6 protein-coding genes are annotated in these 12,419 nt (G+C 66.0%); all 6 read right to left on the bottom strand.

The features are described from left to right. On the bottom strand, positions 1-6,669 hold a 6,669-nt coding region (locus tag EOA29_RS11070; protein ID WP_127220891.1), incomplete at its 3' end, for a glucoamylase family protein. A gap of 272 nt (positions 6,670-6,941) precedes the next feature. Further along, positions 6,942-7,529 carry a HutD family protein gene (locus EOA29_RS11065; protein WP_126094316.1) on the bottom strand — a complete coding sequence of 196 codons (588 nt, stop codon included), beginning with the start codon at positions 7,527-7,529 and terminating at the stop codon, positions 6,942-6,944. Positions 7,530-7,533: 4 nt separating this feature from the next. After that, positions 7,534-9,204, bottom strand: a complete 1,671-nt coding sequence (hutU, locus tag EOA29_RS11060) for a urocanate hydratase (RefSeq protein WP_126095935.1) — start codon at positions 9,202-9,204, stop codon at positions 7,534-7,536. A gap of 34 nt (positions 9,205-9,238) precedes the next feature. Further along, positions 9,239-10,057 carry an N-formylglutamate deformylase gene (gene hutG, locus EOA29_RS11055; protein WP_126094317.1) on the bottom strand — a complete coding sequence of 273 codons (819 nt, stop codon included), beginning with the start codon at positions 10,055-10,057 and terminating at the stop codon, positions 9,239-9,241. Then, positions 10,057-11,598 (bottom strand): histidine ammonia-lyase, encoded by a 1,542-nt coding sequence (hutH, locus tag EOA29_RS11050; RefSeq protein WP_126094318.1) that lies wholly within the window; start codon positions 11,596-11,598, stop codon positions 10,057-10,059. The genes hutG and hutH overlap by 1 nt, the downstream gene beginning before the upstream one ends. Next, positions 11,595-12,419, bottom strand: an 825-nt coding sequence (gene hutI / locus EOA29_RS11045; protein WP_127220890.1) for an imidazolonepropionase, incomplete at its 5' end; no start/stop codon positions are given. The genes hutH and hutI, both read right to left, overlap by 4 nt.

Below are 12,419 nucleotides of genomic sequence, written 5' to 3'. Positions count from 1 at the left end.
GTGGCCGCCGAGCACCCATTCGGCATAGGCATAGACGCGCAGCCTTGCCGGCGCCTGGCCGGCATTCTGGATGCGCAGCCGGGTGATCTTCACCGGATCCACCGGGTCGACCACCTGCGTCAGGTCCATCGACAGCGGTCCTCGCTTCGAGCGGAAGGTCGAGAACCCCTGGCCGTGCCAGGTCTCGTAGGTCATCGAGGGGTCGCGCACCACCGCGGCCATGGGCGAGAACGCCTTGCCGGTCAATTGGTCGTAGATGTAGAAGCCCTCGCTCGGCCGGTTCGACACCGGGTCGTTCGACCACGGCGTCAGCTGGTAGTCGCGGCTGTTGCGGCTCCAGGTGAAGCCGGCGCCTTCGGCCGAAACATGGAAGCCGAAGGAAGCGTTGGAGATGACGTTGATCCAGGGCTGCGGCGTCGTGCGCCGCCCGGTCAGCCGCGTCACATAGTGACGGCCATCACCGTCGAAGCCGCCAAAGCCGTTCCAGAGGCCGAGGCCGCCGCCGTCGGCGGCGATATCGGCTCCGCGGCTTGCCGGCACCGGCAAGGGCGGAAGGGTCGGCTCGCGCGGCGTCCCGCCCTCGGCCTGTTGCAAGGCGTCGCGGGCTTGCAATGCGGCCGTCTCGGCCCGTTCGAGCTGGTCGAAGATGGTGCCGTTGCGGGTATGGAGCGCCACGCGCGCGACCGACAGCAGGGTCTTGTAGGTCGGCTCGTCCATCAGGTCGCGGCGCACGGCGAAGATGTGCTGGCGGGGCCCAAGCTCGCGCCCGCGCAGGCGGCTGTTCTCGCACAGCGTTTCCACCGCGCGCTGCAGGTCCTGCACATAGGAGGATGCCTGCTCGTTGACGACGATGAAGTCGATCATCATGCCGCGGGCGCGCATATATTCCTGGAAGCGCAGCGCCTGGGCGACGATCTCAAGATCGGCGACGTCGCCGATGCGCACGAGGAAGATCGGGAAATCGCCGGAGATGCTGGTCGGCCAGAGGCTCGACTGACGACCGAGGCCCGAGGCGATCGATTCCGCGGGCAGACGCAGGAACGGGTCCGGATAGATCAGGTAACGCGCCAGCTTCTGCACATTCGCGGCGTCGGTCAGGCTGAGGCCGAGATGGCGTGTCTGCACCTGGCTGCGCGTCCAGGCGAGCATCGCCTGGCGGGCGAAGCTTTCCTGATGGTCGAGGCGACCGATCGCCTCGTTGAGCTCGCCGCGGTTGGCGCCGACAACGGTCCAGAAGGTCAGCGAGATCTTCTTGTTGGCCGGCACGCGCACCTGGCGGCGGAGCGCCGCCACCGGGTCGAGCGTGAAGCCCTGGTGGCCGCCAAGCCTGGCGCCCGGATCGAAAGCGGCGGCATCGGCGATGGTACGACCCCGGCCAATGAAGGCACGGCGGTCGGTTTCCGCCTCCGCGTCGCGCGAGGGACCCGCCGGATCGGTGACGAAATGCACCATCGTGATGTCGGGCTCGTTCTTCTCGCGCTTGCGCCTGGTGGCGAAGATCGCGCCGTTGTTCTGCGCAATCTCGGTCTCGACGAACATCTTCGAAAACGCCGGATGGGCGTTGTCAGAGGCTTCGTTGCCCAGCACCAGCTCGGCGAAGGAGGTTACCTCGATGTGCCGGTCGGTGGCGCCGTCATTGTAGAGCGTGATGCGGCGGCCTTCGCCATTGCCTTCCGAAATCACGATGCATTCGACTTCCGAACGCAGCGAGCCGACCGACTTGGTGAAGCTCGCCTTGTCGTCGGCAAACAGCGTCTGCACGCGTTCACCCTCCGCGCGCTTTGGTTCGGCTGTCGCCGACCACCAATCGCCGTTCGCGGTATCGCGCAGGAAGATGTAGGAGCCGAGACGGTCCTCGCTCGGGTCCGGCTGCCAGCGGGTGACGGCAAGCTCGCCGAAGCGGCTGTAGCCGGAGCCGGTTGCGGTGACCATGACCGAGTAGCGGCCGTTGGACATGACATTGGTCGCGCGCAGCGCCTTGATCGGATCGAGGATGATGCGGCTGTCGGGGCTCTCGGTCTCGGTCTCGTCCTTGGCGCGCTCGTCGGCCTCGGTGCGGACTGTGGCGGTCGGAATGTCGCGCGGCGCCTTCTCCTGCAGCAGCAGTTCGGCCGACTCGATCACCGGGTCGCTGTGGAAACGTTCGCGCAACCGGCCCTCGAAGATGGCATCCGCCACGGCGGCGATCGACATGCCGGAATGGTGGGCCATGTAGTTCTGGACGACAGCGTGGTCGCTGCCTTCCGGCACGCGTTGCGGCGTGAAATCGACCGCATCATAATAGCCGTGGCGGCCGAGCGCGCCGATCGAGCGCAGCCGCATCAGGTTCTGCACGGCCTCGCGCGGATTGAACTGCGCCGCCAGGATCGTGGCGTAAGGCGCGATCACGGTGTTCTGGCCGAGGCCACGCTTCAGGCCGAGGCCGGGCACGCCGAAATTGGTGTACTGGTAGGTGAGCTCGCGGTCGCGGGCGTTGTAGGCCGCTTCCGAGATGCCCCAGGGCACGTTCTTGGAACGCGCATACTGGATCTGGCGCTTGATGATGAGCTTGCTGGTCTGGTTGAGGATCGAGCCCTGCGGCTCCTTCATCACCAGCGGCGGCATCAGATACTCGAACATCGAGCCCGACCAGGACATCAGCGAGCCCTTGAAGCCGATCTCGACGATCGGGCGGCCGAGCCTGAACCAGTGCTCCGTCGGCAGGTCGCCCTTGGCGATGGCGAACAGGCTGGTCAGTCGCGCCTCGGAAGCGAGCAGGTCGTAGCAGCTCTCGTCGAGCTGGTGCTCCTCGACACGGTAGCCGATCGACAGAAGCTTGCGCTCCTGCCGCATCAGGAAGGAGAAATCCATCTCGAAGGCGTAGCGGCGGCAGCGTCCGCGCAGCGCCAGCAGCTTGGTGCGGAGCGCCGAGACCGCACTTTCGTCATTGTGCGAATCGTGCACATGCGCCTCGCAGGTCGCCTCCAGCCTGGCCGCCCAGTCGGCGATGACATCGCTCTTCGGTGATGCCGCCTCGGTGTGGATCGCCGTGGCGAGCTTGCGGATCTCGCCGGCCAGCACCGCGAGGTTGATGGTGCGGATCGAGGCCATCTCGGGCTGCGCCTTGATGGTCATCACCGCGCGGCGCATGCCGTCGAGCCGGTCGGCGAGACGCTGGCGCAGCGGCCGCAACTGCCGGCGGTCGTCGGGCAAGTCCTCAAGGCTCTCGTCGAGGATGGTGACGGTGTCGAGGATACCCTCGAAATCGCCCTGCAGGTGGACCGAAGGCGCCTCGGCCCATTCGGCGCAGGTCGCGGCCACCGCGACCAGATGGCCGGCGAGATTGCCGCTGTCCACCGCCGAGATATAGAGCGGATAGAGCGGCTTCAGCGTCGTCGTGTCGTACCAGTTGTAGAGATGCCCGCGGTCGCGCGGCATGTTCTCGATGGTGGTCATCGTGGCGTCGATGCGGGTGATGGCGTCGGCAAGGCTGATCCAGCCGAAATCGCGCGCCGACACCACCGAGAGCAGGTAGACGCCGATATTGGTCGGCGAAGTGCGCGGCGCCACCACCGGCGCCGGGCTTTCCTGGAAATTGTCGGGCGGCAGGTAATGATGCTCGGCCGTCACGAAGGTCTCGAAATAGTGCCAGGTGCGACGCGCCACGGTGCGCAGCGCATGGATGTCGGACGCCGAAATGCGCAGCCTGTCCTCGGTCTCTGCCGAGCGGCTGATCCAGCAGGCGACGGCGGGCGAGCCGATCCAGAAAAGCGCGAAGAAGAAGGCGACGAACGCACCAGTGGAATCGGCCAGCACCGGAATGGCAAGGCCGACGATGCCGATGATCACGGCGCCGTACATCATGCTGTAATAGGAGCCGAGATCGCTGCCGCCGCTCTTGTGCGCCTGCGAGGCGGTGCGCCACTCGAGAAGGTTCTGGCGGCTGACGAAGAGCCGGTAAAGCGTGCGGATGATGGCATCGCCCATCATCCAGGCGAGATGCGCCATCAACAGCACTTTCAAGGCCACCAGCGCCGTGCCGAAGACCGTGTCGCGCGCCAGCGCCGAGAAGTGGCCGCGCGGCGTCTGGTCGCCGCTCTTCGGCAGGATGCCGTTGACGATGTCGAAGGTGGGCGCCATGAACAGGCTGAGGATCAAAAGCGCCTGCCACTGCGCGGCCTGCGTGAAGGGCAGCAGCGTCCAGCCGGCGATACAGGCCATCACCCAGAAGATCGGGGTCAGCGTGCGACGCAGATTGTCGACCATCTTCCAGCGCGACAGCGCCGGAACGCCGGAACGAGGATCGAACATGAAGCCGAGCAATTGCCAGTCGCCGCGTGCCCAGCGGTGATGGCGCGAGGCGTCGACCGAGTAGCGGGTCGGATAGTCCTCGACCAGCTCGACATCGGTGACAAGGGCCGCACGCGCCAGGGCGCCTTCGAGCAGGTCGTGGCTGAGGATGGTGTTTTCCTCGATGCGGCCCTTCAGCGCCGCCTCGAAGGCATCGACGTGATAGAGGCCCTTGCCGGTGAAGGAGCCGTCGCCGAAGACGTCCTGATAGACGTCAGAGACGGCGAAGACGTAAGGGTCGAGACCGCGATTGGCCGAGAAGACGCGCTGGAAGAACGAGGCATCGTCGCCGCTGGTCAGCGATGCCGTGATGCGTGGCTGCAGGATGGTGTAGCCGGCGGTGACGAGGCGCTTTGCCGGGTCGAAATGCGGGCGGTTCAGCGGGTGCGCGAGCTTGCCGACCAGCGTCGAGACGGCGTCACGCGTGGTGCGCGTGTCGGCGTCGAGCGTCATCACATAAGTGACTTTTTCCGGCAGCGGCACGTCGAGCGGCAGGAAGGTGGTGTCGCTGTCGCCGCGCAGCAGGAGGTTGAGCTCATGCAGCTTGCCGCGCTTGCGCTCCCACCCCATCCAGCAGCCCTGCGCCTGGTTGTAGAGCCGCCGGCGATGCAGAAGATAGAAGCGCGGCGCGCCCTCCGATGGATAGCGGGCGTTCAGCCTGGCGATCTCGTCACGGGCATATTGCAGGATCTCGATGTCGGCGGCGTCGATCTCGGTCTTGGAATCCGGCCAGTCGGACAAGAGCGCGAAATGGATCTCTTCCGCCGTGTTGGCGAGGTGATGCACCTCGATGTTGCGGATGTTTTCCTCGACGTCGTCGCGCGAGCCGATGAGCGACGGCACCACGCAGAGCGTGCGCGCCGCGGCCGGGATGCCGTGCTTGTAATCATAGCCGACAAGCCGTGTCGGCTTCAGGAACAGCGCCACGACGGTGTTGAAGAAGGCCAACGCGCCTTCGCTGGCGGGCACCGCGAACAGCGCCAGCATCAGCGTGACCGACTCCACCGACAGCCCGAGAGTGGCGAGCGCCCTTCCCGACAGCACAAGCAGCAGCGCGGTCAGCAGGAAGACCGGCACGACGATACCGAGCCAGCCGGCGCTGGCAAAAGCGCGCTTGAAGGTCACATAGAAGGGCGGCCGGTAGCCGATCGCCTTTTCCAGCTCCGGCCTGCGCGGCCCTACCAGGAAGAAACCGACATCTGTATGCACCGCGGGATCGGCGGTCTCGGGGACGCCGGACGCGTCGGTGACCCCAGGCGTGTGGCCCGCAAGCTCGATCGCCTTTTCGGCGACGCGGTACTCGGAAAGGTCTGAGCGGCGCGCCATCTGCTCGATCGCGGTGCGGTACTGGTCGCGCGAGAAGAAATCGAGCGCGGCGAAATCGGTGCGCTCGCGCAGCAGCGTGTCGATGCGGCTGACGCCCTCGAACCAGACCGTCCAGTCGACGTCGTTGATGAGGCGCAGGCCGCGGATAATGTTGCCGGTGGTGACGTTGCCGCTGGAGAGCGTCTGATGCTCCGAGATGATGATCTCTTCGGCGTCCGAGCCGGTCTTCTCGAGCTCGCCCTCCAGCCATTCCAGCGCCCGGCCGGCATTCTGCGAGCCGTCGCGCAGGCGGTAGAGGAGCTGGGTGGCGAAAGTCGTGTCCTGCGCGTGCGCGGCGTAGGTCGACAGGATCCTGGTCCGGTCGGCATTGTCGTCGGTCGCGAGCACGCGGTCGGCGACCTCGTTGGCGATCTGGCGCATCTGCCGGGTGCGGTTGACGCGCACCGCGATACGGCGGAGGTTTTCGATCAGCACGAAACGCAGCAGCGAGGGCAGCGCCCAGAGCTCGCCGATCTTCAGCGGCTCGACTGCCTGGAAGCCTTCGACAATCGCCTTGAACATGGTCGCCGAGACCGAGCTGTCAGAATGCTCGACATAGCTCCAGGCAACGGCAAAGGCGCGCGGCAGGGCGGAGCCGTCGGCAAGCTTGAGCGTCGGCAACTGGCGGTAGAAACGGCGCGGCAGGTCGCGCTTGACCTGGAAGATGGTCTCCTCGACCAGATAATTGTTGTCGAGCAGCCATTGCGCCGCGGGTGTGATCGTCTCGCCCTTGGCCTGGGCGGCATTGGTCGAACGGTAGACTTCGAGAATCTTCTTGGCGCTGTCGCGGATGCGGGCCTGGAATTCGAACGGCGCCAGACCGAACAGCTCCCGGACTTCGCCGTCGGCAAGTGCTGCGCCCAGCGCGCGCAGCCGGTCCTCAGGCAGGAAATTGGAGCGTATCGGCGCTTCCGTGACAACCGGGAAGCCGGCGCTTGTCTGTTCGATCTTGGTGGGATTCGTCTGAATGTTCATTGATTATTCCGTAAGGCGGGGCGCAATGCGGCGTCACCGCCACGGCAATGGCCCTAAAACCGGTTCAAATGCAATTGGTTGCATGGCAGGTCCGGTCGAAAGTTTTTTTGCGCTCCATGACAGGGGCGTCCCCTTTCGACAACTCAAGGGCGAACGCCCCTCGCTTCCCCGCCCCGGGGTCCGATCAGGGAAAGGATTCAGGCTTTTTCGTGGTACATGCAAGGGGCCGGGTGATATTTCGCCCGCGCCGCGATCATGTTTGGAAACAGCCGTTAATCGTTGGCGGCGAGGTTGAAGAGCCTGATAACGAACAGAGGCCCCTGCCCTTCAGGCTCCAGGCGCAATTTCGGGCTGTCTCGGTCGAGAATCAAAATGTCCAGCGGGCCGAGGCTTGCGAGGTCCTGGGAGAAGACTTTGACGCCGACACCGACCGGCAGGACAAGCGTCGTATCGCTGCCGGCGTCAATCTCTCTTTCACTCGAGAGCGACAGCCGCTCGACGGTATGGCCCATGCGGCCCCGGCGCGTCATGACGTTGAGATCGATGATCGGGCCACTGATCAGGGTGGCACTGGTCGGCACGTCTCCGGGGAAGGAAAGCGGCGCCGAGGCTGTCGTCAGCCGCGACGCGGGCTGGCCGGCGATATCGAGCACGATGCCTTCGCCTTCGAGCACCGCGAGCGTGCGGTCGATACCGGCAAAGCTGGAGAACGGCCCGCCCGTCTCGACGCGGGCCATCGAGATGCGCCAGTCGAAATCGTCGAGCCCGGCAGAGTCAGGCGAGACGGCGATCTCGGTCGTCGTGCCGCCGCCATTCTTCCACGGCATGACCCGGTAGCCGGCGGCACGAAGGATACGCATCGCTTCAGCCCAGAATGCCCGGCAGGTTGAGCTGATGCTCCTTGGCGCAGGCAATCGCTATGTCGTAACCGGCATCGGCGTGGCGCATGACGCCGGTCGCCGGATCGTTCCAAAGCACGCGCTCCAGGCGCTTCGCCGCGTCCGGCGTGCCGTCGGCGACGATCACCATGCCGGCATGCTGCGAAAAGCCCATGCCGACGCCGCCGCCATGATGCAGCGAAACCCAGGTGGCGCCGGACGCGGTGTTGAGCAGCGCGTTGAGAAGCGGCCAGTCGGAAACGGCGTCGGAGCCGTCCCTCATCGCCTCGGTCTCGCGGTTCGGCGACGCGACCGAGCCGGAATCGAGATGGTCGCGGCCGATGACGACCGGCGCCTTGAGCTCGCCCTTGGCCACCATCTCGTTGATGGCGAGACCGAGGCGATGGCGGTCGCCGAGGCCGACCCAGCAGATGCGCGCCGGCAGACCCTGGAAGGAGATGCGCTCGCGCGCCATGTCCAGCCAGTTGTGGAGATGCGTGTTGCCGGGGGTGAGCTCCCGCACCTTGGCGTCGGTCTTGTAGATATCCTCCGGATCGCCGGAGAGTGCGGCCCAGCGGAACGGGCCGATGCCGCGGCAGAACAACGGACGGATATAGGCCGGCACGAAGCCCGGGAAGGCGAAGGCGTTCTCAAACCCCTCGTCCTTGGCGACCTGGCGGATGTTGTTGCCGTAGTCCAGCGTCGGCACGCCGGCGTTCCAGAACGCCACCATCGCCTCGACATGCTCGCGCATCGAGGCGCGGGCCGCCTTCTCCACGGCCTTGGGGTCGGAGGTGCGCTTCTCGCGCCATTCAGCCATGGTCCAGCCCTTGGGCAGATAGCCGTTGATGGGGTCGTGGGCCGAGGTCTGGTCGGTGAGGATATCGGGGCGGACGCCGCGCCTGAACATCTCCGGCACGATCTCCGCCGTGTTGCCGAGCAGGCCGACCGACTTCGCCTCGCCGGCCTTGGTCCAACGCTCGATCATTTCCATGGCCTCGTCGAGCGTCTCGGCCTTCTCGTCGAGATAGCGGGTGCGCAGGCGGAAATCGATCGAGTCCGGATTGCATTCGATCGCCAGGCAGCAGGCGCCGGCCATGACGGCGGCGAGAGGCTGGGCGCCGCCCATGCCGCCGAGACCGCCGGTCAGGATCCACTTGCCCTTGAGATTGCCGCCATAGTGCTGGCGGCCCGCTTCCACAAAAGTCTCATACGTGCCCTGCACGATGCCCTGCGTGCCGATATAGATCCAGGAGCCGGCCGTCATCTGGCCGTACATCATCAGGCCCTTCCTATCGAGCTCGTTGAACTTCTCCCAATTCGCCCAATGCGGCACGAGGTTGGAGTTGGCGATCAGCACGCGCGGCGCGTCCTTGTGGGTGCGGAAGACGCCGACCGGCTTGCCGGACTGAACCAGCAGCGTCTCGTCCTCGCCGAGCGTCTTCAGCGTGGCGGCGATACGGTCGAAATCGTTCCAGGTGCGCGCCGCCCGGCCGATGCCGCCATAGACGACCAGCTCGTTCGGGTTCTCGGCGACCTCCGGATCGAGGTTGTTCATGAGCATGCGCAGCGGCGCCTCGGTGGTCCAGTAGCGGGCGTTGAGCTTGTCACCGCGGGGCGCGCGCACTTCGCGGATGTTGTGACGGGGATTGTTCATCATTGTCCCTTTCAAGCAAGGCGGGCGGCGCGGGTCAGCGCCTTGCCCAGTCAATGGCGGTTTCGAGGATGGTCTTCAGCGTGGCGCGGATCGGCGCGGCGTAGCTGGGGTCGTATGGCACCGGCCAGTTTTCCGGCGCTCCCTTCTTGTTCGGCTCGCGCATATAGCCGCGGTTGGAGAGCTCCATCTGCAGCGCATGGACACCGTTCTGCGGCTGGCCGAAGCTTCGCGTGATCCAGCCCCCCTTGAAGCGGCCGTTGACCACCCAGGTCTCGCCGGTCGCGGCGAGGATTTCGGCCACCTTTTGCTGCAGCGACGGATCGGCGCTCTTGCCGTCATTGGTGCCGAGGTTGAAGACCGGCAGCGTGCCTTCGAACAGGCGCGGCAGCACCGAGCGGATCGAATGGCAGTCATAGAGAACGATGTTCTCGTGGATGCCGCGCAACCGGTCGATTTCGCCCTGCAAGGCGGCATGATACGGAACGAAATAAGTCTCGCGGCGCTCATCGATCTCGGACGGCGTCGGTTCGTCGCCCATGTTATAGAGCGGATCGCCGTCGAACGTGTCCGTCGGGCACAGGCTGGTCGTCGCCTGTCCAGGATAAAGCGAGACGCCGGAAGGGTCGCGGTTGACGTCGATGACGGTGCGCGAAATGGCGGTGTGGACGACGGTCGCACCGAGGTCGGCTGCGAAATCGTAGAGCTTGTCGATCCACCAGTCGCAGTCGCGGCGGCCGAGCCAGGTCGAGACCAGCCGGCTGTCGAGACCGGCAAGATCGATGCCGGTATGCGGGATCGAGACCAGCAGCGGCGCCGTTCCTTGCGTGACGGTGAGCCAGGAAGGCGTGGTCATCATGCGGCTCCCGCAATCGATGGCAGCGCGATCGCGCCCGCCGCTTTCACCGCCGCCTCGCTGCGCACCAGGGCGATGGCCTTTTCCATGTCGGGATGGAAATGCCGGTCATTGTCGAGGTGCGGAACCTCGGCACGGACCAGCTTGCGCACCGCTTCGAGCGCTTCACTCGAAGCCAGCGGGGCGTGGAAATCGCAGCCTTGGGCGGCCGCCAGCAATTCGATGCCGACAACGGCGGTGGCATTCTCGATCATGCCGAGCAGCCGTCGCGCGCCATGCGCGGCCATCGAGACATGGTCTTCCTGATTGGCGGAGGTCGGGATCGAATCGACGCTCGCCGGATAGGCCTTCTGCTTGTTTTCCGAAACAAGTGCGGCCGCCGTCACCTGCGGGATCATGAAGCCGGAATTCAGGCCAGGCTTGGGCGTCAGGAAGGCCGGCATGCCGGACAGCGCCGGATCGACCAGCATGGCGATGCGCCGTTCCGACAGCGAGCCGATCTCGCAGACCGCAAGCGCGATCATGTCGGCGGCAAAGGCGACCGGCTCGGCGTGGAAATTGCCGCCCGAAAGCGCGGTGTCGTCCTCGGCGAAGATCAGCGGGTTGTCGGTGACGCCGTTGGCCTCGGTCTCCAGAGTGTCGGCCGCCTTGCGCAGCACGTCGAGCGCCGCACCCATCACCTGCGGCTGGCAGCGCAGGCAGTACGGATCCTGCACGCGCTCGTCGCCGACGCGATGCGATTCACGGATGGCGCTGCCGGCCATCAGGTTGCGCAGCGCCTCCGCCGTCTCGATCTGGCCGCGATGTTTCCGCAAGAGATGGATGCGCGGATCGAAGGGCGCGTCCGAGCCCTTGGCGGCATCCGTCGACAGCGCGCCGGCAACCAGTGCGGACTGGTAGAGCGTCTCGGCCTCGAACAGGCCTGCGAGCGCGAAGGCGGTCGAGAACTGGGTGCCGTTGAGCAGCGCCAGACCTTCCTTGGCGCCAAGCGTCACCGGTTCCAGCCCGTGCGAGACGAAGGCGACTTTGGCCGGGAAGCGGCCATGCGGTGTAAAGCATTCGCCGACGCCGATCATGACGGCGGTCATATGCGAGAGCGGCGCGAGGTCGCCGGAAGCGCCGACCGAACCCTGCGCCGGCACCACCGGGGTGACGTCGTTGGCGAGCATCCCTTGAAGCAGGTCGATGGTCTCGGCGCGAACGCCGGAGGCGCCCTGGGCGAGGCTGGCAAGCTTCAGCGCCATCATCAGCCGCACCACCGCGACCGGCATCGGCTCGCCGACACCGGCGGCATGCGAAAGCACGATGTTGCGCTGGAGCGTCTCGAGGTCGGCTGCGGGAATGCGGGCGCTGGCCAGCTTGCCGAAGCCGGTGTTGATGCCATAGACCGGCTCGCCCTTGGCGACGATGCGGGCGACCGCCTCGGCGCTGGCCTTGATCTTCGGCCGGCAGGCGGCGTCAAGCTTCGGAACGGCGCCGCGATAGATGGCGCGCCAGTCGGCAAGTGTCGTGTTGCCGGGCTTCAGGATCAGTTCGGTCATTGTCCTCTCCAGATACGGGCATGGAGCGGGTTGAAGCCCATGCGGTAGACGAGCTCGGCTGGGCGCTCGATGTCCCAGATGGCAAGGTCGGCCGACTTGCCGGCTTCAAGCGTGCCGGTCTTGTCGAGCAGGCCCAGCGCACGCGCGGCCTCGCGGGTGACGCCGGCGAGACATTCGTCGACGGTCATGCCGAACAGCGTCGCGGCCATGTTCATGGTGAGCAGCAACGAGGTGAGCGGCGAGGTGCCGGGATTGCTGTCGGTGGCGACCGCCATCCTGACGCCGCGCCGGCGGAACAGATCGACCGGCGGCTTCTTCGTCTCGCGGATGAAGTAGTATGCGCCGGGAAGGATCGTCGCGACGGTGCCAGCGTCAGCCATCGCCGCGGCACCCGCCTCATCCGTATATTCGAGATGGTCGGCGGACAGCGCGCCATAGCGGGCGGCGAGCGCTGCGCCATGCAGGTTGGAGAGCTGGTCGGCGTGGAGTTTTACGGGCAGGCCGAGCGCTTTGGCCTTATCGAAAACGCGCGCGATCTGCTCCGGCGAGAAGGCGATGCCCTCGCAAAAACCGTCGACGGCATCGGCGAGCTTTTCGGCGGCAACTGCCGGCAGGATCGTGCCGGCGACGAGGTCGATGAAGGCGTCCTTGTCGCCCTTGGCTTCCGGCGGCAGCGCGTGCGCGGCGAGACAGGTCGTGCGGATCGTGACCTTCCGTTCACCATCAAGCCGGCGGGCGGCGCGCAGCGACTTCTTCTCGTTGTCGAGGTCGAGGCCGTAGCCGGATTTGACTTCGACGGTCGTGACACCTTCGGCCAACAG

The organism is Mesorhizobium sp. M1E.F.Ca.ET.063.01.1.1, from assembly GCF_003998155.1.
Taxonomy (GTDB): domain Bacteria; phylum Pseudomonadota; class Alphaproteobacteria; order Rhizobiales; family Rhizobiaceae; genus Mesorhizobium.
The sequence above is the reverse complement of the archived record's forward strand: the minus strand, read 5'-3'. Positions and strand labels throughout refer to the sequence as shown.